This window comes from Leclercia sp. J807 (genome assembly GCF_009734465.1).
GTDB lineage: Bacteria > Pseudomonadota > Gammaproteobacteria > Enterobacterales > Enterobacteriaceae > Enterobacter.
On the sequence record NZ_CP046446.1, the window covers coordinates 2,917,548 to 2,938,225 of the forward strand.

Annotated in this window: 23 protein-coding genes; 11 read left to right on the top strand and 12 right to left on the bottom strand. The window is 54.1% G+C overall.

What is annotated here, in order from left to right; all coding sequences use genetic code 11:
• Positions 1-12: 12 nt before the first annotated feature.
• Both araF and GNG26_RS13980 read right to left on the bottom strand, forming a co-directional pair.
• Positions 13-1,002 (bottom strand): arabinose ABC transporter substrate-binding protein AraF, encoded by a 990-nt coding sequence (gene araF / locus GNG26_RS13975; protein WP_103822412.1) that lies wholly within the window; start codon positions 1,000-1,002, stop codon positions 13-15.
• Between the two features lie 315 nt (positions 1,003-1,317).
• Positions 1,318-1,875 (bottom strand): DJ-1 family glyoxalase III, encoded by a 558-nt coding sequence (locus GNG26_RS13980; RefSeq protein WP_156239169.1) that lies wholly within the window; start codon positions 1,873-1,875, stop codon positions 1,318-1,320.
• A 543-nt stretch (positions 1,876-2,418) separates the two neighbouring features.
• On the opposite strand from GNG26_RS13980, the gene GNG26_RS13985 reads away from it, so the two are divergent.
• Positions 2,419-2,922: a non-heme ferritin-like protein gene (locus GNG26_RS13985; protein ID WP_114317067.1), complete on the top strand. Its 504-nt coding sequence runs from the start codon at positions 2,419-2,421 to the stop codon at positions 2,920-2,922.
• Positions 2,923-3,089: 167 nt separating this feature from the next.
• Here the strand turns inward: GNG26_RS13985 and GNG26_RS13990 are convergent, their stop codons facing one another.
• Positions 3,090-3,341 (bottom strand): DUF2766 family protein, encoded by a 252-nt coding sequence (locus GNG26_RS13990; protein WP_039030868.1) that lies wholly within the window; start codon positions 3,339-3,341, stop codon positions 3,090-3,092.
• A gap of 96 nt (positions 3,342-3,437) precedes the next feature.
• Positions 3,438-3,521: a stress response protein AzuC gene (gene azuC / locus GNG26_RS13995; protein WP_098946254.1), complete on the bottom strand. Its 84-nt coding sequence runs from the start codon at positions 3,519-3,521 to the stop codon at positions 3,438-3,440.
• Positions 3,522-3,733: 212 nt separating this feature from the next.
• On the opposite strand from azuC, the gene GNG26_RS14000 reads away from it, so the two are divergent.
• On the top strand, positions 3,734-5,155 hold the full coding sequence (locus tag GNG26_RS14000; RefSeq protein WP_156239171.1) for an MFS transporter: 1,422 nt from the start codon (positions 3,734-3,736) through the stop codon (positions 5,153-5,155).
• A 41-nt stretch (positions 5,156-5,196) separates the two neighbouring features.
• On the opposite strand, the gene GNG26_RS14005 is transcribed toward GNG26_RS14000, so the two are convergent.
• Entirely contained in the window at positions 5,197-5,835 is a 639-nt protein-coding gene (locus tag GNG26_RS14005) for an RpiB/LacA/LacB family sugar-phosphate isomerase (RefSeq protein WP_103180105.1), read from the bottom strand.
• A gap of 293 nt (positions 5,836-6,128) precedes the next feature.
• On the opposite strand from GNG26_RS14005, the gene yecR reads away from it, so the two are divergent.
• Positions 6,129-6,470 carry a YecR family lipoprotein gene (yecR, locus tag GNG26_RS14010; protein WP_103180106.1) on the top strand — a complete coding sequence of 114 codons (342 nt, stop codon included), beginning with the start codon at positions 6,129-6,131 and terminating at the stop codon, positions 6,468-6,470.
• A gap of 206 nt (positions 6,471-6,676) precedes the next feature.
• Positions 6,677-7,174: a non-heme ferritin gene (gene ftnA, locus GNG26_RS14015; protein WP_103822416.1), complete on the top strand. Its 498-nt coding sequence runs from the start codon at positions 6,677-6,679 to the stop codon at positions 7,172-7,174.
• 34 nt (positions 7,175-7,208) lie between these two features.
• Here the strand turns inward: ftnA and GNG26_RS14020 are convergent, their stop codons facing one another.
• Together GNG26_RS14020 and GNG26_RS14025 are read right to left on the bottom strand one after the other, a co-directional pair.
• Complete coding sequence (locus GNG26_RS14020) at positions 7,209-7,448, bottom strand: YecH family metal-binding protein (RefSeq protein WP_103822417.1); 240 nt, start codon at positions 7,446-7,448, stop codon at positions 7,209-7,211.
• A 67-nt stretch (positions 7,449-7,515) separates the two neighbouring features.
• A complete protein-coding gene (locus tag GNG26_RS14025) occupies positions 7,516-7,857 on the bottom strand; it encodes a hypothetical protein (RefSeq protein WP_156239173.1) in 342 nt (113 codons plus the stop codon).
• Between the two features lie 249 nt (positions 7,858-8,106).
• On the opposite strand from GNG26_RS14025, the gene tyrP reads away from it, so the two are divergent.
• Positions 8,107-9,318, top strand: a complete 1,212-nt coding sequence (gene tyrP, locus GNG26_RS14030; protein WP_156239175.1) for a tyrosine transporter TyrP — start codon at positions 8,107-8,109, stop codon at positions 9,316-9,318.
• Between the two features lie 82 nt (positions 9,319-9,400).
• Here the strand turns inward: tyrP and GNG26_RS14035 are convergent, their stop codons facing one another.
• Positions 9,401-10,069, bottom strand: a complete 669-nt coding sequence (locus GNG26_RS14035) for a YecA family protein (RefSeq protein WP_114314583.1) — start codon at positions 10,067-10,069, stop codon at positions 9,401-9,403.
• Between the two features lie 407 nt (positions 10,070-10,476).
• Between GNG26_RS14035 and GNG26_RS14040 the strand changes: the two genes are divergently transcribed.
• The 5 genes from GNG26_RS14040 to GNG26_RS14060 all read left to right on the top strand — a co-directional run bounded on the left by GNG26_RS14040 (position 10,477) and on the right by GNG26_RS14060 (position 15,510).
• A complete protein-coding gene (locus tag GNG26_RS14040) occupies positions 10,477-11,598 on the top strand; it encodes a branched-chain amino acid ABC transporter substrate-binding protein (protein ID WP_156239177.1) in 1,122 nt (373 codons plus the stop codon).
• 100 nt (positions 11,599-11,698) lie between these two features.
• Positions 11,699-12,613 carry a branched-chain amino acid ABC transporter permease LivH gene (locus GNG26_RS14045; RefSeq protein WP_114317066.1) on the top strand — a complete coding sequence of 305 codons (915 nt, stop codon included), beginning with the start codon at positions 11,699-11,701 and terminating at the stop codon, positions 12,611-12,613.
• A 10-nt stretch (positions 12,614-12,623) separates the two neighbouring features.
• Positions 12,624-13,925: a high-affinity branched-chain amino acid ABC transporter permease LivM gene (gene livM / locus GNG26_RS14050; protein WP_197080097.1), complete on the top strand. Its 1,302-nt coding sequence runs from the start codon at positions 12,624-12,626 to the stop codon at positions 13,923-13,925.
• A complete protein-coding gene (locus tag GNG26_RS14055) occupies positions 13,922-14,797 on the top strand; it encodes an ATP-binding cassette domain-containing protein (protein WP_156239179.1) in 876 nt (291 codons plus the stop codon). The genes livM and GNG26_RS14055 overlap by 4 nt, the downstream gene beginning before the upstream one ends.
• Positions 14,794-15,510 (top strand): ABC transporter ATP-binding protein, encoded by a 717-nt coding sequence (locus GNG26_RS14060; RefSeq protein WP_103822424.1) that lies wholly within the window; start codon positions 14,794-14,796, stop codon positions 15,508-15,510. The genes GNG26_RS14055 and GNG26_RS14060 overlap by 4 nt, the downstream gene beginning before the upstream one ends.
• 38 nt (positions 15,511-15,548) lie before the next feature.
• Here GNG26_RS14060 and GNG26_RS14065 read toward each other — a convergent pair whose 3' ends face one another.
• From GNG26_RS14065 to GNG26_RS14080, 4 genes are all read right to left on the bottom strand, one after another.
• The gene (locus GNG26_RS14065) at positions 15,549-17,120 is read right to left on the bottom strand and encodes a sulfatase-like hydrolase/transferase (RefSeq protein WP_156239181.1); all 1,572 of its coding nucleotides are present in this window, start codon (positions 17,118-17,120) and stop codon (positions 15,549-15,551) included.
• Positions 17,121-17,392: 272 nt separating this feature from the next.
• Positions 17,393-17,674, bottom strand: a complete 282-nt coding sequence (locus GNG26_RS14070) for a heavy-metal-associated domain-containing protein (RefSeq protein ID WP_103822426.1) — start codon at positions 17,672-17,674, stop codon at positions 17,393-17,395.
• Complete coding sequence (locus GNG26_RS14075; protein WP_156239182.1) at positions 17,671-18,027, bottom strand: mercuric transporter MerT family protein; 357 nt, start codon at positions 18,025-18,027, stop codon at positions 17,671-17,673. Before GNG26_RS14075 ends, GNG26_RS14070 begins: the two co-directional genes overlap by 4 nt.
• Positions 18,005-19,150, bottom strand: a complete 1,146-nt coding sequence (locus GNG26_RS14080; RefSeq protein ID WP_156239184.1) for a transglutaminase-like domain-containing protein — start codon at positions 19,148-19,150, stop codon at positions 18,005-18,007. The genes GNG26_RS14075 and GNG26_RS14080 overlap by 23 nt, the downstream gene beginning before the upstream one ends.
• 531 nt (positions 19,151-19,681) lie before the next feature.
• On the opposite strand from GNG26_RS14080, the gene GNG26_RS14085 reads away from it, so the two are divergent.
• Entirely contained in the window at positions 19,682-20,665 is a 984-nt protein-coding gene (locus GNG26_RS14085) for an autoinducer 2 ABC transporter substrate-binding protein (RefSeq protein WP_103822429.1), read from the top strand.
• Positions 20,666-20,678: the final 13 nt, after the last annotated feature.

Genomic DNA, 20,678 nt, shown 5'->3' on the forward strand with positions numbered 1-20,678 from the left:
AATCACAGTGAATTACTTACCGCCCAGTCCCTTTTTCTCCAGCTCTGCTTTGAAGTTGTCACGGGTGATCAGCACCACGTCGGTAACTTCAGTGAATTTCGCTGGCTCGGCACCTTTGGTGACCCAGTTGTAGAGCATTTCGCTGGATTTATAGCCATGTACGTCCGGGCTTGGCAGCAGAGAGCCGTAGAAGCCGGTGGCCTGTGCTTTAGAGAGCTCGCTTACCGCATCAACGCCGTTGATGCCGATGCCGATTACATCTGCCGCTTTGAAGCCCTGGCCTTCGGTGGCGCGCACGCCGCCCAGTACGGTGTTGTCGTTCATCCCCACTACCAGCCAGTGTTTCACTTCAGGGTGTTGCACCAGCATGGAATTGGCCGCATCGAAGGCGCCCGGGATGTCGTTGGATTTGGTTGGCACTTTGTAGATCTGTTTTTCCGGGAAGCCGGCCGCTTTCAGGGCTTCCATCGAGCCGGTGGTACGACGGCGTGCGGTATCCAGTTCATCGGCGGTGATCGCCATAACCGCGGTGTCCTTCACGTCCCAGCCGCGTTTTTGCATCTCTTTATAGAGCTCCTGGCCCTGACGCTCGCCGATTTTGGTCGCCGCCATCATCACCAGCGGCACGGTATCCATCGGCTTGCCTTTGGCATTCACGAACTGGTCGTCCACGGCGATAACTTTCATGTCGTAGCCACGCGCTTTCGCCACGATAGCCGAGCCCAGTTTGGGATCCGGAGTACAGATGACAAACCCTTTCGCGCCGCTGGCTGCCAAGCTGTCGATAGCGTTCAGCGTTTTTTCACCATCCGGCACAGCAATTTTAATGACTTCAAAACCCAAATCTTTCCCGGCTTTATCGGCAAATTTCCACTCTGTCTGGAACCATGGCTCTTCCGGTTGCTTCACTAGGAAACCGAGCTTCAGGTTCTCCGCCATAGCGGATTGTGACATAACGGCAGCCAGACCGATGGCCGCCAGCGCTTTAGTAAATTTGTGCATGGTTAACTCCAGCTTTAGCGTTTTAATTTGTAGGGGAATAACAACTAAAATGTTTTTAATCGGACTTAAAACAAGGCATTAGCGCCAGGGGTGTATTAAGCGCATTTGCTTGAGATAGTTTTAGCGGGAAATTAATCATCCATAAGAGAGCGCCATCACACCGCAGAATTACAGTAATTGCGTACATAGATTCAGCGGAAAAAGACATAAATATGCAGGTATTTGTCTGACAAATAGAAAGGAGGAAAGCAGATTAGTCCATAAGATTAGCTAAGAAATCCTTGTGATCCGGGCGCGCTGGCGCCCGGCATCGTATTACCAGGGATAATAGATATGCTCGGCGTGATCGCGTACCGGTGCTTCATCACCCAGTAGACGTGCTGAGAGCGTCAGCGCAAAGTCAAAGGCATGACCCAGCCCCTTGCCGCTGATGAGGTTGCCATCTTCCACCACTGGCGCATCGACATATTCGCCGTCCTGAATTGCCTGCCAGAGTTCTCCCGAGCAGACATAGCGACGCCCTTTTAACAGGCCATTGCCGCCCAGCACGCGCGCCGCAGCCGAACAGATTGGTGCGATAAATTTGCCCGCTTCGTCATGCGCGGCGACAAAACGCACCACATCGGCACTGGCCGCCAGATTCACGCTGCCCTGCGGGCCACCGGGTAAAACGACCGCGTCGTAGTAACTGTCGATTTTTTCGCTGAGGGTGCTGTCCGCCACCATCGGGATATTATGGTAGCTCACCACCGCGCGCGACTCGGCGCAGGCCAGGGTTTCTACCTCAATGTGGAGACGGCGCAAGATATCAATAGTGATAATCGCTTCCGCCTCTTCAAATCCGGGTGCCAGCAGCACCGCTACTTTTGCCATAATGAACTCCGCTAATGAAACATAAAACAATGTTTCATTTTCACCGCGTACAGGGCGGAAAACTTCCAGCGGGATCACATATCGCACTATTTTCAGCAAAAATGATCTGGCGCAATTTTCACCAACTGTAAAAATCTATTAAAAACCAGAATTTTCTGTATTCCACCTGGCAGGAATAATTATCATCTTTTTTGCTAAGCGCCTATTTCACCGCGACGGAGAAAGACATAAAGTAATTTCATTGTTCGAGCTGTATTAAATTCATACAAATTTATATATTACAATAAGTTATTTGCAAAAACCTCACCCCTTTCTTCTCGAAATTCTTCATTTTTTTTAATTCTTGGTGAGGGGTAAGGTTTAGTAAGAATATATTTATAAGGATTTTCTTATAAAGGATTCACTGTTATTATGAATTCTACCTGGTGCCTGAAATGAATTTGGGATCACATACAGGGAAAACAGAATGCTTTTATTCTGTAGTGAACTATCGTTAATGATGATTATTTTTTTGGTTACATAAACGAAGAAAAGGGAATGGATATGGCTGTCTCGGATATGATCACCAGGCTCAACACGCAGATGAACCTCGAGTTTCATGCGTCAAATCTCTCTTTGCACCTCAGCGAGTGGTGTTCAGAACATCAGCTAACCGGTTCCGCGACCTTCCTGCGCCTCCAGGCGCAGAGCAACGTCACGCAAATGATGCGCGTTTTCGATTTTTTAAAAGCATCAGGCGCGATGCCGGTTCTGAAACCCGTGGATATGACTGACGAAGAGTGCAATTGCCTGGAAGCGGTTTTCCAGCGCACACTCGAAGAGTATGAGCAGCGCTGTCAGACGCTGAATCAATTAACGGATGAAGCGCGGAAAATGAAAGATATTTCTACGCTCAACTTCCTGCATGATATTGAAAAAGAACAGCAGCAGGATGGGGTATTACTCAAAACCATCCTTGATGAAGTTCGCCAGGCGCGTCGCACCGGCATGGGTCTGGAACAGACCGATCGCCAGCTGCTTAACGTCGTCAGCCGTCAGCATCACTGATTCTGCGCGTTAACTAAATTACCCGGCCTGTGCCGGGTAATTTTTTGCAAAAGCGTCACCAACCTACTGGTGCAGACCTTCATGTAATTCGCATTCCGGGCGACCCAGAGTCGCCCGTTCACATTATTCTCACAAAACCGTTTGTAAATTCAAAACACCGGTTTATTTTAGTGAGACTCGCCCTGCGGCGTGAACTTCAGCTCGATCAGCGCAATGGCTTTCTGTACGGCGCGCAGCGTAACAGGGTCGGCCGACGCAGGATTGCTGGCGAAATCGATGTTTTTCAGCTGACTGGACATTTTCTCGCGGACTTCTGCGGGCGCAATGATTTCAATCACATCAAGAATTTGTTTGATGACCAGCTGGCATGCAACGACGTCAGAGATCAGTTCCTGATCGGCACTCAGGTTTTGAGACATAGGCTTCTCCTGTTTGAAAGGCCGTCATAGTAGCAAAACGTCAGCGCTGATGCGGCGTACAGGCACAAAAAAACCTGCCGGAGCAGGTTTTTCTTATCAGAACATCGCGCCTGGCGGTACGTCCTTAAAGGTCTTGCAGTAGGATTCGAACATGCTTTTCAGGATCTTGCGCAATTTCATCGGTATGCTCCGGCTAAGTGTTATGCAGGTGTTATTGTTGATGCGGCTATAATATGACCTCCATCACAAAAATCAATGTTTTTGTGATATTCATCACGGCAGTTTATTTAAAACAAAACGATGTTCCGTTTAAAAACGAATATAATTCAGAGCATTAACGCACAACGTGTTTCCGTAAATTTTTAAAAAAATTTTTAAGTGGCAGAGAAAAAATGACCGAAAATCACTCCGGCAAAGCGGCCAGCGGGATCTCTCCCGCCGCGCTGCTGGTAGCCGGCGCGTTCTTTATGGAGTTTCTTGACGGCACGGTGATCGCCACGGCGTTACCCGATATGGCGAAAAGCTTTGGCGTGCAGGCGGTCGATCTTAATCTCGGGATCAGCGCCTACCTCATTACCCTGGCGGTGCTTATTCCGGCCAGCGGCTGGATCGCCGATCGCTTTGGCGCGCGTAAGGTGTTCACCCTAGCCCTGGCAATCTTCACTCTCGCCTCGGTGCTGTGCGGTCTCGCCACCAGCGTGGATCAGTTCATCGCCATGCGCATATTGCAGGGAATGGGCGGTGCATTAATGGTGCCGGTAGGCCGCCTTGCCGTATTGCGCACCACGCCTAAGCACCTGTTGATTACCGCCATCGCCACCCTCACCTGGCCCGCGCTGGTGGCGCCCATCATCGGCCCGCCGCTGGGGGGCTTTATTACCAGCTATGCCAACTGGCGCTGGATCTTCTTTATTAACGTGCCGTTAGGGCTGATAGCTATCGTGCTGGCGCTGCGCATTATTCCCGATATCTATGAAGAGGCCCGTCGCCCATTCGATACGCCGGGCTTTATCGCCACCTCAGTGGCGATGGTGAGTCTGGTCTATGCCATGGAGATAATGGGGGCGCAGGAGGTGAATACAGGCATGACCCTTGCGCTGCTGGCAACAGGAATGGTGACCATGATTTATGCCCTGCGCCATTTCCGGCGTGCCGAGTGGCCGATGATCCGCCTCGACGCCTTGCAGGTACCCACCTTTCGGGTGACGATGTACGGCGGGTCGCTGTTTCGCGCCTCCATCAGCGCCGTGCCGTTTTTGCTGCCGCTGCTCTTTCAGGTGGGATTCGGCATGGATGCGTTCCACTCCGGTTTGCTGGTGCTGGCCGTCTTTGTCGGCAACCTGACCATCAAACCGGCAACCACGCCACTGATTCGCGGACTGGGGTTTAAGAAGCTACTTCTAATCAACGGCGCGCTGAACGTGCTGGCTCTGCTGGCCTGCGCTTTCCTGACCCCGCAAACCCCGGTGTGGCTCATTATGCTGATCCTTTATCTGGGCGGCGTGTTCCGTTCCATTCAGTTTACCGCCATCAGTACCCTTGCTTTTGCGGATGTGCCTTCGCCGCAGATGAGCTATGCCAACACCCTATTTTCCACCGCCACCCAGCTGGCAGTGGGGCTGGGGATCACCCTCGGCGCCATCGGGATCCGCATCGGCGAAGTGTGTAGCGAATGGCTGGGGATGGCGTCGCTACCGGGCATCAGCTTCCGGCTGGCGTTTGTAGCGATTGCGCTGGTCTGTCTGCTGGGGATGGTCGATACCCTGCGGCTGGTAAAAGATGCCGGCAGTGCGGTATCCAGAAAACAGGCATAAAAAAAGCCAGCGCAAGCTGGCTTTTTATCAGTGTTAGCAACTTAGCCGATAATACCGCGAACAAAGGCTTCGATCTCTTTATCCTGGCAGTTCTCGAAGAAGCACTGCTGGAAACGCTGACCGGTAACCGCGGTTTTAACCAGCTCCGGATCGATGGCGCGCAGGGTGTCGAGATAGTTCTCTTTCACCACAGCCGCTTTCACCTGGTTCAGGATGCCCGCGTTGCGAACCTGAGGCTCTTTACGCTCTGGCGGATAACCTTCGCCTTTACGGCCAGTGAAGGCTTTTTCAAAGATAAAGCGCACGTTCAGCTCTGCGCCCCAGCCGAAGCCTTTGGCAAATGGCAGGGCGAGTGCGTTACCGTTGTTGATCTGTGCAAACAGGAAGGCGTCAGCAGGATCGATGCAGTAGCCACACACCACGCCCGGGTGGATGTTCAGGGACATCAGCGCACCCTGGCCGGTACCGCAACCGGTCACCACGAAATCAACCGCTTTAGAGTTCAGCAGAATGCTCGCCATGATCCCCAGGTGAATATAGGTCAGGTGGTGATCGTTTTCGTCGCTCATCCCAACGTTATAAACCGGGAAACCTTTCTCTTCAGCAACGGCGTTCAATTCCTTGAGGATGATGGCGTTTTTTTGCGCCTGGCTGTTTTCCATCATCAGTGCAATTTTCATACTTCGTCTCCTGAATGCGATGCGGGGCACCCCGCTGTGAATAGCTTACCTGACTCACCTTACTACTAAGCAAACGCACTTTCAAATTAAGTGAAAAATAGTTTCAAAAAACAAAGATGCGCTCACAATTTTGATGAAGAGGGATGTGAACACCGGTTCGCAAAAGGATGGCTTATGATTGAAAGAGCCGGATGGTCGTGGCGAAGAGAAAAGAGAGAACAGGTGGTTATTCCTGGCATTGCGCTTTACGTCTGGCGTTAGTATAGGTTATTTCAACGCATTCAGAGTGTTCTATGAAGAGATTATGCACGGTCGGTCTGGTGCTGTTACTGGCAGGTTGCGGCATCACCCGCAAGGCTGAAGTGAGCAGTGTCGATGTCACCTCGGGGGTCGTCAGGCTTGATTATGGTCAGCCACTATTCCAGACCTCTTATGATGATGCCTATGTAACAAGTGGCACTGCCACCCGCGAATGTCAGGCCATGGGATACAGCACGGCCCAGGCCTACGGTCAGCCGATCGAAACCTGTAGCGTGATCAGCGGCTCGCTGTGTCTGAACAAAACCGTCACTATCCAGTATCAGTGCCACGGTTACGCCCCCGCCCCTGCCGTTACGACCTCGGCTTATTACTAATTTCGTTGCCAGCGCTTCTGCTGGCAATAATATTCTAAACACGAAACAGAATAATTATCATTAATATATTTAAGCTGCACGCAATGCGTTTTATTCCCATTCGTATTATGATCGCTTAAATATTTATTTTACTTTTTGCAAATAAATAAATAACAAATTATAGTAACGCTCACGTTGACCAGTTAATAATAAAACGGAGCCACACCATGCTTAAAAGTGAAATGATCGACAAGCTCAATGAGCAAATGAATCTGGAGCTTTACTCCTCCCTGCTCTATCAACAGATGAGTGCCTGGTGCAGCTATCACAGTTTTGAAGGCGCGGCGGCATTTATGCGTCGTCACGCGCAGGAAGAGATGACGCACATGCAGCGTCTCTTTGATTATCTTACGGATACCGGCAGCCTGCCGCGCATCAACCCGGTGGCATCGCCGTTTGCAGAATATGCCTCATTAGATGAACTGTTCCGCGCTACCTACGAGCATGAACAGCTAATCACGCAAAAAATTAATGAACTGGTACACGCAGCAATGACCAGCCAGGATTATCCTACCTTTAATTTCCTGCAGTGGTATGTGGCAGAACAGCATGAAGAAGAGAAGCTGTTTAAATCGGTTCTCGATAAACTTTCACTGGCCGGAAAATCGGGTGAAGGGTTGTACTTTATTGATAAAGAACTGTCGACGCTCGATGCCCAAAATTAATATTTATGCGGCGCCATCAGGCGCCGCGTTATTATTAATGGCGGCAGATTTTACTTTCATGAGTTGAAAAACCCGACGCCTGCGGAATGAATTTACCGCGCGCCGCCAGAAATGCCACCAGCTCCGCCGCCGTCATATCCGCAGCTGAACAGGTGTGAAAACGCGCCTCGTCACCAAAACGCGCCGTAATCGCAGCAATCAGACTCTCTTCGCTGTATTGCTCACCGGACTCGATCATCATCGTCAGCACTTCGTGCCCATGAATGGATGCCATAAACCCTCCAGAAGAAAAGGCGCAGCCTAACCCTTTCCTCCCCGCAACGTTTTGCGCTGGCGCAGGTTTACATGCAACCCGCACAGCTGGTGCAGCGCCAGTCCTGTTTATTGACCGCTTGATAAAACTGGCGATAGCTGGCCGTCTCCAGCGGGATGCCGTGGTCGAAAAAGAGATCGGTCAGCCATTCGACGTTTTCAATAATCCACTCATCTTCCTGCAACCCTTGGGCAAAGATCTCATCTTCGGGATCGATGATCGAATAGATGGCCCAGGTCCCCATATCCTTTTCCTGCCTCGCCTCCGGTAAGGTTAGCGCCTGGCCCTGCCAGCTGATTATCCAGTGCCCGTGACACAATAAATTGCCTGAACGACTCCATTTCGCACAGAAGGGGTTACTGACCACCATCGTCGTCTCACTTTTTTTGAATATTTATAAGAAACGTTTACGTTACGCCTGATTATCGAGCGAAAACATTGCTCTTATGAAGTAGGCAAACCTCCTCATTTTTACGGGCATATGACCAGAGCGACGCTTAAGTTAAATAGCGTAAAGATTATATTACACTCGTTGTAACGCCGGTTTGACGAGCCCGTCCTTTTCCCTTACTCTGCGCCGCAGATTTTGTCGTTGTGCCGTAGGGTTTTAGAGGAAAACGTGAAGAACAGAACGCTGGGTAGTATTTTTATCGTCGCCGGAACGACGATTGGCGCCGGGATGCTGGCGATGCCGCTGGCGGCGGCAGGTGTCGGTTTTGGCGTTACGCTGGTGTTACTGGGCGTGCTGTGGGCACTGATGTGTTACACCGCCCTGTTGCTGCTCGAAGTGTATCAACACGTTCCTGCCGATACCGGGCTGGGATCGCTGGCCGGGCGTTATCTGGGGCGATTCGGCCAGTGGATCACCGGCTTTAGCATGATGTTCCTGATGTATGCCCTGACGGCAGCTTACATCAGCGGCGCCGGGGAGTTGATCGCCTCCAGCGTCAATGACGGGTTCAACGCTGATATCTCCCCCGCCACCGGGGTGCTCTTATTTACCCTGATTGGCGGGGGCGTGGTCTGCGTGGGCACTTCACTGGTCGATCTGTTCAACCGCCTCCTGTTCTCGGCAAAAATAGTCTTCCTGGTGGTGATGCTGGCCCTGCTGGCCCCGCATATTCATAAGGTCAACTTACTGACGCTGCCGCTGGAGAAAGGGCTGGCTCTGTCGGCTATCCCGGTCATTTTTACCTCGTTTGGTTTCCACGGCAGCGTGCCGAGCATTGTCAGCTATATGAATGGCAACGTGCGCAAGCTGCGCTGGATCTTTATCACCGGTAGCGCTATTCCGCTGGTGGCATACATCTTCTGGCAGCTGGTCACCCTCGGCAGTATCAACTCGTCGAGCTTCATGGGGATGCTGGCAAACCATAGTGGGCTGAACGGGCTGTTGCAGGCCGTACGCGAAGTGGTTGCCTCGCCGCACGTTGAGCTGGCGGTGCATCTGTTTGCCGATCTCGCCCTGGCGACCTCGTTCCTGGGGGTGGCGCTGGGCCTGTTCGACTACCTCGCCGACCTGTTCCAGCGCAGCCGCACGGTCAGCGGACGTATTCAGACCGGGGCAATCACCTTTCTGCCGCCGCTGGCCTTCGCGCTATTCTACCCACGGGGTTTTGTGATGGCGCTGGGTTACGCAGGCGTGGCGCTGGCGGTGCTGGCGCTGCTGCTGCCCTCGCTGCTGGTCTGGCAAAGCCGTAAGCATCATCCAGAAGGGAACTACCGGGTACCAGGCGGTAAGCCTGCGCTCTGTCTGGTCTTCGCCTGCGGGATCGCGATAATCCTGGTGCAGTTCGGGATTACGGCGGGGTTGCTGCCAGAGGTGGGATAACGTGCAATGATGCCGGGTGGCGCTGCGCTTACCCGGCCTACGGATATTGAGGCCCGCGCAAGCGAAGCGCCGCCGGGCGCTGTTAATGCAGACAGCAGTTCTTGAATTTCTTGCCGCTGCCGCACGGACAGGGATCGTTGCGCCCCACTTTGGTGCCGTTAATCACCGGCTGCTGAGTAACCGGCTCTTGCGGGTTGGCAATCCAGTAGTTATACAGACGCAGCGCTGCCGGACGAATCCCCTCGATGCTCTGCTGGAACGCCTCTTCACTGAAGGAATCCAGACGCTCAAAGTTCTCTTCGGAACCGTGCAGGGCAATTAAATCCAGATCGGCACGCAGCGACTCCGGCAGAGATGACCAGTCGGTCAATGCCACGCCGCGCATATAGCCGAAGCACCACTCTTCCACCACGGTATAGGTTTGACCGTCGACGTCGTTCATACCGAACATCGGTTCAAACTGATCCGGGTAGTCGCTCAGGCGTTCGGCGATATCGTTCATATGCTTGAAGCAGAGATCGATGAAGCGGTTCATCTCACGCTCGTTCTTCCAGCGCGGAATGTTCTTTTCGCCGCCCCACACCGCCACCAGCCAACGATCTGGTTCCACTACCACGGGGCCGGACAGCACCGCGGTCAGCATACCGTCGAGTTCTGAAACATCCATAACGGACTCGTCATCATGACCGTAGGTCATTAAGGTCTCTTCCAGCCACTCCATTTCGGTTTCGTTTAACGGGCCTTCGGTCATGGGTAGATCTCCTGCAGAATAGAATGGCGTGCAGGGTAACACAGAAACGGTTCTCTTCCCTGTTGATCCGCGGTCTTTGCTGGTGCAAAAACGCTTAAATCGTGACCGTTGCACAACTTATGTGCTTTGTTGTTAATGAGATGTGATCCCCGCTGTAATTTCACTTCGTGGTGCCGGGCGGCGTAAAACGGCGCTCTATACTGAAAATTGTCGAAACAAGGCCCTACGCTGCCCGTTCTGGCAACCATTTTGCTTAATGTTGTTCTGTCGAGGAAATGCGTCAGACACCCTCGCCTGTTTCTGCAGTTTGTCGTCCGTTTAGTGCAATGCATTTTTGGATTGGGTACGCCTTCAGGCGTTCGACTACACACGGTTGTGCAAAAATCACTCAGAAAAGGTAGATCATAATGTCGCTGAAATTCATCAGAAGTCCTCTTTCTCTTGTTCTGGCAGGCTGCCTGGTCACGGCGTTTTCCGCCCAGGCTGATATCGTGATTGGTGTGGCGGGTCCCTTTACCGGACCGAACGCCACGTACGGGGATCAGTACTGGCATGGCGCAACGCAGGCTGCGGAAGATATCAACGCCGCGGGCGGCATTAATGGTGAGAAGATCAAACTGGTGCAGGGCGATGACGCCTGCGAACCGAAGCAGGCTGTGTCGGTGGCTAACCGGCTGGTAGATCAGGATAAAGTTAAAGCTGTGGTCGGCCACTTCTGCTCCTCCTCCACCATGCCAGCCTCGGAGGTCTATAACGACGCCGGCGTGCTGGCCATCACCCCCGGCTCTACCAACCCGCAGATCACCGAGCGCGGCATGAGCGATATGTTCCGCATGTGCGGGCGCGATGACCAGCAGGGCCAGATCGCCAGCGATTTCATTATCGACAAGCTGAAAGCCAAACGGGTGGCGATTATTCACGACAAGGACACCTACGGACAGGGTCTGGCGGATGCTACCAAAGCGGCGCTGGCGAAACGTGGAGTGCAGAACGTGATGTACGAAGGGCTGTCCCGCGGCGAGAAAGACTTTAACGCGTTAGTGACCAAAATCGGCGCCCAGAAGCCAGACGTGGTCTTCTTTGGCGGCTGCCATCCGGAAGCAGGCCCGCTGGTGCGTCAGATGCGTGAGCAGGGCGTGCAGGCGAAATTCTTCTCCGGCGACTGTATCGTCAACGAAGAGATGGTCACCGCCGCCGGGGGGGCGCAGTACACCAAAGGCATCTACATGACCTTCGGCAAAGACCCGCGCCTGATCCCGGAAGGCAAAGCGGTGATCGACAAATTCCGCGCCAGTAAATTCGAGCCGGAAGGCTATACCCTCTACGCCTACGCCTCTGTGCAGGCCATTGCTGCGGCCTTTAAAGCTGCGGGCGGTGCCGATCCGGCCAAAGCCAGCGAATGGCTGAAAGCCAATTCGGTGGATACCGTAATGGGCAAAAAATCCTGGGACAGCAAGGGCGACCTGAAAGTCTCTGACTACGTGGTGTACGAGTGGGACGACCAGGGTAAATATAAGGAAGTACAGTAACGGGACGGAATCACGCTCAACGTCGGTATGGCGACATACCGACGCACTATAACCATCGGGCCGCAGCGCAACCTGCGGCCTGTAACACGAGCGCGCGATGATGGAAACTTTCTTTCTGCAGCAGCTAATCAATGGCTTAACGCTGGGGTCGGTCTACGGATTGATCGCCATCGGCTATACCATGGTCTACGGCATTATTGGCATGATTAACTTCGCCCACGGCGAAGTCTATATGATCTCAGCCTATCTCTGCGCCATCGGCCTGGCGCTCCTCTCCTTCTTCGGGCTGGAATCTTTTCCGCTGCTGATCCTCGGCACGCTGGTCTTCACCATCGTGGTAACCGGCGTCTATGGCTGGACCATCGAACGGATCGCCTATAAACCGCTGCGTAACTCTACGCGCCTGGCCCCGCTGATCTCCGCCATCGGCATGTCGTTGATCCTGCAAAACTATGCTCAGCTCAGCCAGGGCCCACGCCAGCAAGGGGTGCCCACCATGCTTGACGGGGTGCTTCGCTTTCACATTGGCGAAGGCTTTGTGCAGATCACCTACACCAAAGTCTTCATTCTGATTGCCTCGTTTACCGGGATGCTGGTGCTGACCTGGATCATCAGCAACACCCGTCTAGGGCGGATGTGTCGCGCCGTGCAGCAGGATCGCAAGATGGCGTCGATTCTCGGCATTAATACCGACCGGATTATCTCCCTGGTGTTTGTGATTGGCGCGGCGATGGCCGGGCTGGCGGGCGTGCTGATCACCATGAACTACGGCACCTTTGATTTTTACGCCGGGTTTATCATCGGGATTAAAGCCTTTACCGCCGCCGTGCTCGGGGGGATCGGCTCCCTGCCCGGCGCCATGTTAGGGGGGTTAATCCTCGGCATCGCCGAGGCGCAGTTCTCCGGCATGGTCAACACCGATTATAAAGATGTCTTCTCCTTTGGGTTGCTGGTGGTGATCCTTATTTTCCGTCCTCAGGGACTGCTTGGCCGTCCCGTCGTGGCCAAAGTGTGAGAGAAACAACATGACGTCACAGATCGTTTCACAGCCCGTTGCTCACGACGGCTTTTCACTCAAACGCTGCCTCCTCGACGCCATTTTTGCGGGCATGGTCGCGCTGATTATTTTCGGTCCGGTGGCGGGTGTGGTGCTGGATGGCTACAGCTTTAACTTCGAAGGGCGGCGCCTGGCGTGGATCATCGCCACGGTAATGACAGGACGTTTCTTACTCAGCGCCTTTTTAATGACCGCGCCGGGCAGGCGTCTCTCCGCGCGTTTCGAGAGCGACAGCGCCGGGGTTTACGTGCGCCCGCCGGAGTACAAAAGCCGGATGCGCTGGATCCTGCCGCTGATAATCGCTCTGGCGGTCTGTTTTCCTTTCGTCGCCACCAAATACGTGCTGACGGTGGCGATCCTCGGCCTGATCTACGTCCTGCTCGGCCTCGGGCTGAACATCGTGGTCGGGCTCGCGGGGCTGTTGGATCTTGGCTACGTCGCCTTTTATGCCATCGGCGCCTACGGGCTGGCGCTGGGCTATCAGTATCTGGGGCTCGGCTTCTGGACCATGCTCCCCCTGGCGGCGCTCATGGCCGCTGCCGCAGGCGCCCTGCTCGGCTTCCCGGTGCTGCGGATGCACGGTGACTATCTGGCGATTGTGACTCTCGGCTTCGGGGAGATCATTCGTCTGGTGCTTAATAACTGGCTGACCTTTACCGGCGGGCCGAACGGCGTCTCCGCCCCGCCCCCGACCTTTTTCGGGCTGGAGTTTGGTCGGCGGGCGAAAGAGGGCGGCGTCCCGTTCCACGAGTTTTTTAACCTGACCTTTAACCCCAATCTGAAGTTCATCTTCATCTACGCCGTGCTGCTACTGGTGGTGCTAGTGGTGCTCTACATCAAGCATCGCCTGACGCGAATGCCCATTGGCCGCGCCTGGGAAGCGCTGCGCGAAGACGAAATTGCCTGCCGCTCCATGGGCCTCAACCATGTGCTGGTCAAGCTGTCAGCCTTTACCCTTGGGGCGTCGACCGCGGGGATCGCCGGGGTATTCTTCGCCACCTATCAGGGGTTCGTTAACCCCACCTCGTTCACCTTCTTTGAGTCGGCCCTGATCCTCGCCATCGTGGTGTTGGGCGGAATGGGCTCCACCGTCGGGGTGGTGCTGGCGGCCTTCGTGCTCACCGTGACACCGGAGCTGTTGCGCACCTTTGCGGAGTACCGGGTGCTGCTCTTTGGCGTGTTAATGGTGGTAATGATGATCTGGCGGCCACGCGGCCTTATCCGTATCAACCGCAGCGGCTTCGCGGTGCGAAAAGGAGTGGCGCCATGAACGGGACTATCCTGAGCGTGGAGCATCTGATGATGCATTTTGGCGGCATTAAGGCGCTAAACGACGTCAATCTGGAGGTGCAGCGCGGCTCTATCACCGCCCTGATCGGGCCAAACGGCGCGGGGAAAACTACGGTCTTCAACTGTCTGACCGGGTTTTATAAAGCCTCCGGCGGCAATATTCTGTTCAATACCCGCAGCAAAACCACCAACGTGATCCAGATCCTCGGGCAGAAATTCCAGCCGGGAGACTGGATCAACCCGGCGCAGTTCGGCCAGCGTCTCTACTACAAGATGTTTGGCGGCACCCATCTGGTGAACCGGGCCGGGCTGGCGCGTACCTTCCAGAATATCCGCCTGTTCCGCGAGATGTCGGTGGTGGAGAACCTGCTGGTGGCCCAGCATATGCAGGTGAACCGCAACCTGCTGGCCGGGGTGCTGAATACCCCCGCCTATCGCCGGGCGGAGAGCGACGCCCTGGATCGGGCCTTCTACTGGCTGGAGGTGGTGAACCTGGTGGATTGCGCCAACCGGCTGGCGGGCGAGATCTCCTACGGCCAGCAGCGGCGACTCGAAATTGCCCGCGCCATGTGTACCGGCCCGGAGATGATCTGTCTTGATGAACCGGCCGCCGGGCTGAACCCGGTGGAAACCCACACGCTGAGTAACATCATCCGCCTCCTGCGCGATCGCCATGACATCACCGTCCTGCTGATCGAGCACGATATGGGCATGGTGATGGAGATATCGGATCACATCATCGTCCTCGACCACGGAGATGTGATCGCCCAGGGTAAACCCGAACAGATCCAGCACGATGAAAAAGTCATTGCCGCCTATCTGGGCACCGATGAGAGCGAGGTCAGTGTATGAGTGAGGCGATGCTGGAGTTTCGTCAGGTGGATGTCTATTACGGGGTGATCCAGGCGCTAAAGCAGGTTTCATTGCAGGTGAATCCCGGCGAAACCGTAGCGCTGATCGGCGCTAACGGGGCGGGAAAATCGACCCTACTGATGTCGATTTTCGGCCAGCCCCGGGTGCGCGACGGGCAAATTCTGTTTTGCGGCGAAGACATCAGCCATAAATCGACCCACTATGTCGCTTCGGGCGGCATCGCCCAGGCGCCGGAAGGACGGCGGATCTTTCCCGATATGACGGTCGAAGAGAACCTGCTGATGGGGACCATCCCCATCGGCAACCAGCATGCGGCCGAGGATCTGCAGAGCATGTTTGACCTCTTTCCGCGCCTGAAAGAGCGGCGAAAACAGCGGGCAATGACCATGTCCGGCGGCGAACAACAGATGCTGGCCATCGCCCGCGCCCTGATGAGCCGCCCCAAACTGTTACTGCTGGATGAGCCGAGCCTGGGTTTAGCGCCGATTGTGGTGAAGCAGATCTTCCAGACTCTGCGGGAGCTGGCGCGCAACGGGATGACCATTTTTCTGGTAGAGCAGAACGCGCACCATGCGCTGAAGCTCTCCGACCGGGGCTATGTGATGGTCAACGGCCAGATCCGCCTGAGCGGGAGCGGCGAGGAGCTACTCGGCAATCAGGAGGTCAGAAAGGCTTATCTGGGCGGTGTCTGAGCGGAAGCCCGCCAGTCAGGCCTCCCTGACTGGCGTTATCAATGAAGATCGTCAGGCAGCTGCGCGTAATTCACTTTCTGCTGCTTAAAGTTGGTCACCGTGGGCGAACCCACATCCTGCTCCGAGACAAAGGGATATTTCGGGCTTAACTCTTTCGCCTCGATCCCGGTCCAGACGGAGAAGAAATCGAGAAAATCATTGGCAGAGCGGCGGGCTTTAATCAGGCGATGCTCTTTGTCGTCGCTCGACATGATCATAAAGGGCACCTGATAGTTTTGCTGGAAGGCATCACCATGCCCCATATACTGCCCCCCGGTCAGTCGGGATTTATAGGTCAGACCGTGATCGGAGAAATAGACCATCGAGAAGCTGTCGCCGCTATTTTGTAGCTGCTGATAAAGCTGTTTTAACAGGGTGTCGGTCTGGGTGATGCTGTAGATGTAGCAGGAGGTCTCTTTCGACTGCACAAATTCACCATATTTTCCCTGGGTGCGCTCGCAGGCCTGGGGATGTGATCCCATTAAATGCAGGACGATCAGCTGCGTTTGGCTGTGGCGGGTAGAAAGCACCTGCTGCGTCATCTGTAATAAGGTTTCATCCCGGGGATTATTTTCATCTTCATAATAGCCTTTGCGTAAAAACTGCACGTTATGGGCACGCTTCGCAATACTGGCGACAGCGGTATCGTTTTCACCAATTTGTCCCTGATTGGAGAACCACCAGGTCTGGAATCCGGCGCGGTTTGCCAGCGTGACGAAGTTATTCTGATACTCCGGATTTCCCCCGCTCACCCGGGTCATGGAGAGGCCCAGCGAGGTTTGGGTGGAGGCACTGGAGGAGACATAATCCGTGAACAACGTGCCCTTAACCGTGCTGGCAAAGGGGGTGTTATTCCACTGTCCGCCAAAAGCGCCTAAGGCATCCCGACGCGCACTTTCACCGATCACCACCACGTAGTTGTGGTAGCGGGGCTTCACCGCCAGCACGGTCCAGTTGTCCTTCAGTTTAGCCAGCTCCAGCATGTGCGCTTTTTCCTGCACCACTTCGTGGTTGTTGATCACCACGTCTTTCACGAAGCGGAACACCGGATAGCCCACATCCAGCAGGGTGAAGTTTCCCCAGTGGACCAGATTTTTCATCGGCGTCATAAAGAAACAGGCGACGCTGAAGGCCAGACAGAGCATATCCACGCGGCGCCACGGCAGTTTTGGCGTACTTTTACGCCGGAGCGCCACCCCGCCCAGCGCCAGAATGATCAATGAGACCAGATAGCTGTGCCACGGGAATATTGTCAGGATCTCGACGGACTCACTGAAGTTGGTGGAGTGCAGCGCCAGCAGGGTATTAAAGTTCGGTGCGCCATAGGCCTGCTCAAACGGGAAGTAGATGGCCGCCAGCAGGCTACATAGGGCAATAAACCCTTTCTGCACGCGAGGCGCGATCCGCCACAGGACAAAAAGCACACAGCTAAATGCCACTGAATAGAGCAGGCTGAATGAATATCCAAACGAATAATTAATCAGTACGGATTGCAGGAAATAAAAAGCGGCCCACGGATTAAGGGAAACATCGCGCATCCAGAGGGCATATTTACTCGCGGTTATATTCATATTGACCGTAATCCACAATAAGCCGCAGCGACGGAATAACCCATCGTCATAAAAAGCGATATAAGGATAAAAATGGAGCAATTGATAGAGAAACTTATTCTAAGATAGAGCGCGCGGGTAGGAAGGTCAACGTTTTGTAACGCAATATTTATCAAACTGAAGTAATATCATCATAATTTATCAATATTTGTGTGATAGGGCGCCTTTCCTGGTATTTCAGAAAGGCGCCAGTACGACAATAATAATTAAGCCATAATGCGTAATTATTATATTTACGGTTTTTCAATACGGTTCACGGTTGCCGTATATCCCGTTTTCGCCACCGCCTGTAATAATGTCTCCGTCGGGAAACCTTCCGGGACGATGACGTCGGTTTGGCGCGTCTTCAACGACGCTTTCGCTTTCACCACCCCTTCCGTTTCACGCAGGGCCTGGTTAACCGAAATGACGCACAGCGAACAGGTCATGCCCTGCACATCCAGCACCACTTTTTCATTCGCGGCCTGGGCAAACAGCGGAAGCAGCAGACAGGCGCTTATTAACAGTCGTTTCATTCCATCACCTCATAAATCCAGGCTACCACCGTGGGGTAGAACAGCACCAGCAGCATTACCGGCAGCGAGAGCCAGAACAGTAAACGCATCTGCCCCAGGGTGAAACGCCCGGTACACCACAGCCTTTTTGAAAAATAGAGCCGCCAGAACACCCGCAGCATCAGCCCGAGGGAGAGCGCAATCATCGGCAGGCGCAGAAACTCAAACTGGCTGAGCCCGGCAAACCCCGCCGCTGAGATGCCAAAAAGCAGGTAGAGCAGCGGTCCGACGCAGCAGAGCCCGGCGGTAACGGCAGCCGCGGCTGCCGTCAGCAGGGTAAGGCCTGCCCCCTTAGCGTTGTTCAGTTGAGACATAGTGGTAAGTGAACACCTTTGGATCGTAAAAATTGACCGGATCGCCGTCCACCTCGGCATAGGGGTAGCCAAAGTTATTTACCGCCCCCTGCTCCGTCGCCGGGTACAGCTCGAAATCGCGCCCGTAGTTGAAGCCCACCCAGTTCATCTCCCAGTTGCCAAACAGGTAAGCATTCACCGCCTGCACATCGGGATCCTGATGGGCTTTTTTCTCCGCCAGACGCATTTTGGTGACGTCCGCCGGGTCGCACGGCAGCCAGCCGTAACCGGCCAGATAAAACTCCGCCCGGCAGTGCTGCCCGCCGCTGACGTCCGCTACGCCCGCGCTATCGGCCTTGCCGAAGGCGCTGGCGGAGTAGCGCTCCAGCTTGTTGGCTCTGCCCAGACGGATACCGAACAGTTCCCGCGCCGGGATGCCGCTGGCGCGCGCCAGGGCAACAAACACCGAGCTGATGTCGGTGCATTTGCCGCTGAGCTTGCCGCTTTGCAGAATGGTCGCCACATCACCGGTGCCACAGCCGATCACGTCGTTATCGCGCTCCATATGGCTGCTGACCCATTCGTAAATGAGGCGCGCTTTCTTCAGTGGATCGGTTTCGCCGCCGGTAATTTTTTGCGCCGTTTCGCGCACCAGGCCATCAACCGGTGTGTGCGTTGTTGGCAGCAGGTATGGCTTCACCGCCAGCGGATAAACAATCTGTTCCGGTGCCTGCCAGTTTTTCAGCGCGTCATGTTTCAGCGGCTCCCAGTCTGCCGTTTCGATCTCAAGATCGAGCTGAAGCAGCAGATCGCCTTCACTTTTTGGCCAGGTTGCGAACAGGGTTTTCGCGCCATAAGCGTTGTTGGTGGTGACATAGGCCTGCTGATAGTTGCCGGTAAACGCCATGCCGGTCATCTGCTGAAAGGCAGTATCCACCGGGAGCGGGATCCACAGCTTAACGACGCCGCTGGAGCCCTGCGGTGGCGCCAGTTTATAGGTTTGCGACAAGACAAAGCGGCGGCGCATCACCGGAGCGGCAAGCGGAGCGTTGTTTTGCACTACCGTCTTGCTGGCAACGGCCGGGCCCACCAGGCCTGCGGCAGAAAGAAGAACGCTATTTTTAAGAAATTGTCGACGCTGCATGGCTATCTGTCCCTTGAAAATGAGTCTGGCGACGGCAAAACGGGCCGACAGCACAGAGGATCATCACAGCAGACAGGCGCTGGCGCGAAGCGATGGGATTTATTCATCAATAACAGACCTGTTAACTGTGAATGATAGAAATTTTGGAGACGGTATTAGGCGCTTTTCAGCGTCGGTTGTACAGGCTTGAGGTCAAAAAAAGCGGCAGTTTCCCTGAAACGCGCCATATCGTTGCTTCAGCCCGGCGGATGGCGCAGGAAGCCTGATAAGTGACGGAAATCCCAAAACAGAGTATTGGCATAATAGTCCATGCGATGAGCCAGTAGTTCCATAACATTATAAATATGAAAACCCTACTGTTAATTCTTTAATCCAGCGGAGCTAACTCGCTATTTCCCCTGACTTTATCCGGGATAAAGTCTGCGAGGGAAGGATTATTATCACCTAATATTAAAAATGAACACGGGTAGGTCAAACAGCGAAACAACGTTATCACTATCATTTATTTTCACCACCATTCAGAGGTATGAGATGAGTAAAATGTGCTTAACAAAATTACTGTCGGCTGGTTTGCTCGGATTGATGGTATTTTCCACTTCCGCAATGGCGAAAGAAATTGAAGTGGTAAATATTTCAAAAATAGATGGCATGCCCTGGTTTAATCGTATGGGGGAAGGTGTCACCAAAGCCGGCAGTGACCTCGGTATTAAAGCCTCTCAGGTAGGCCCTTCCAGCACCGATGCCCCGCAGCAGGTGAAAATTATTGAGGACTTAATCGCGAAAAAAGTATCGGCGATCGGGATTGTCCCCAACGATGCCGATGTGCTCGAGCCGGTATTTAAAAAGGCGCGGGATGCTGGCATCGTGGTATTAACCAACGAATCTCCCGGACAACCGAGCGCCAACTGGGATGTTGAAATTATTGATAACGAAAAATTTGCCGCCGATAACGTCGAAGAGATGGCCAAAGCCATGGGCGGTAAAGGAGGTTATGTTATTTATGTCGGCAGTCTGACCGTGCCGCAACATAACCTGTGGGCGGATTTGTTCGTCAAATATCAGAAAGAGCACTACCCGGATATGCATGAAGTCACCAGCCGTATGCCGGTGGCCGAGAATATCGACGATGCCCGCCGGACCACCATCGACCTGATGAAAGCTCACCCCGACCTGAAAGGGATTGTCTCCTTTGGCTCTCAGGGGCCAATTGGCGCGGGCCGCGCGGTGAAAGAGAAACGGGCGAAAGGCAAAGTGTTTGTTTACGGCATGATGATCCCCTCTCAGGCCGCTTCCCTGATTAAGAGCGGTGATATCGCCATGGGCATCACCTACGACCCGGCCTCTGCGGGTTACGCCATTACCGCCGTGGCCGACAAGGTTCTGAAGGGAGAAGAGATTACCCAGGGTCTTGAGATCCCTAACCTCGGTAAAGCGGATGTGGATACTGAAAAACGCATCATCAAATTCCACAAAGTCCTGCGCGTGACGAAAGAAAATATCGACAGCCTGTATTAATCCGTTGGTTCTG

Bases quoted from the DNA above. Each gene is read 5' to 3' on its own strand.
- araF (WP_103822412.1), bottom strand. From the start codon at position 1,002: ATGCACAAATTTACTAAAGCGCTGGCGGCCATCGGTCTGGCTGCCGTT.
- GNG26_RS14080 (WP_156239184.1), bottom strand. From the start codon at position 19,150: ATGCAGCGTCGACAATTTCTTAAAAATAGCGTTCTTCTTTCTGCCGCA.
- GNG26_RS14075 (WP_156239182.1), bottom strand. From the start codon at position 18,027: ATGTCTCAACTGAACAACGCTAAGGGGGCAGGCCTTACCCTGCTGACG.
- GNG26_RS14040 (WP_156239177.1), top strand. From the start codon at position 10,477: ATGTCGCTGAAATTCATCAGAAGTCCTCTTTCTCTTGTTCTGGCAGGC.
- yecR (WP_103180106.1), top strand. From the start codon at position 6,129: ATGAAGAGATTATGCACGGTCGGTCTGGTGCTGTTACTGGCAGGTTGC.
- livM (WP_197080097.1), top strand. From the start codon at position 12,624: ATGACGTCACAGATCGTTTCACAGCCCGTTGCTCACGACGGCTTTTCA.
- GNG26_RS14000 (WP_156239171.1), top strand. From the start codon at position 3,734: ATGACCGAAAATCACTCCGGCAAAGCGGCCAGCGGGATCTCTCCCGCC.
- GNG26_RS14085 (WP_103822429.1), top strand. From the start codon at position 19,682: ATGAGTAAAATGTGCTTAACAAAATTACTGTCGGCTGGTTTGCTCGGA.
- GNG26_RS14045 (WP_114317066.1), top strand. From the start codon at position 11,699: ATGGAAACTTTCTTTCTGCAGCAGCTAATCAATGGCTTAACGCTGGGG.
- GNG26_RS13985 (WP_114317067.1), top strand. From the start codon at position 2,419: ATGGCTGTCTCGGATATGATCACCAGGCTCAACACGCAGATGAACCTC.
- GNG26_RS14035 (WP_114314583.1), bottom strand. From the start codon at position 10,069: ATGACCGAAGGCCCGTTAAACGAAACCGAAATGGAGTGGCTGGAAGAG.
- ftnA (WP_103822416.1), top strand. From the start codon at position 6,677: ATGCTTAAAAGTGAAATGATCGACAAGCTCAATGAGCAAATGAATCTG.
- azuC (WP_098946254.1), bottom strand. From the start codon at position 3,521: ATGAAATTGCGCAAGATCCTGAAAAGCATGTTCGAATCCTACTGCAAG.
- GNG26_RS14055 (WP_156239179.1), top strand. From the start codon at position 13,922: ATGAACGGGACTATCCTGAGCGTGGAGCATCTGATGATGCATTTTGGC.
- GNG26_RS14065 (WP_156239181.1), bottom strand. From the start codon at position 17,120: ATGAATATAACCGCGAGTAAATATGCCCTCTGGATGCGCGATGTTTCC.
- GNG26_RS14005 (WP_103180105.1), bottom strand. From the start codon at position 5,835: ATGAAAATTGCACTGATGATGGAAAACAGCCAGGCGCAAAAAAACGCC.
- GNG26_RS14020 (WP_103822417.1), bottom strand. From the start codon at position 7,448: ATGGCATCCATTCATGGGCACGAAGTGCTGACGATGATGATCGAGTCC.
- GNG26_RS14070 (WP_103822426.1), bottom strand. From the start codon at position 17,674: ATGAAACGACTGTTAATAAGCGCCTGTCTGCTGCTTCCGCTGTTTGCC.
- GNG26_RS14060 (WP_103822424.1), top strand. From the start codon at position 14,794: ATGAGTGAGGCGATGCTGGAGTTTCGTCAGGTGGATGTCTATTACGGG.
- GNG26_RS13980 (WP_156239169.1), bottom strand. From the start codon at position 1,875: ATGGCAAAAGTAGCGGTGCTGCTGGCACCCGGATTTGAAGAGGCGGAA.
- GNG26_RS13990 (WP_039030868.1), bottom strand. From the start codon at position 3,341: ATGTCTCAAAACCTGAGTGCCGATCAGGAACTGATCTCTGACGTCGTT.
- GNG26_RS14025 (WP_156239173.1), bottom strand. From the start codon at position 7,857: ATGGTGGTCAGTAACCCCTTCTGTGCGAAATGGAGTCGTTCAGGCAAT.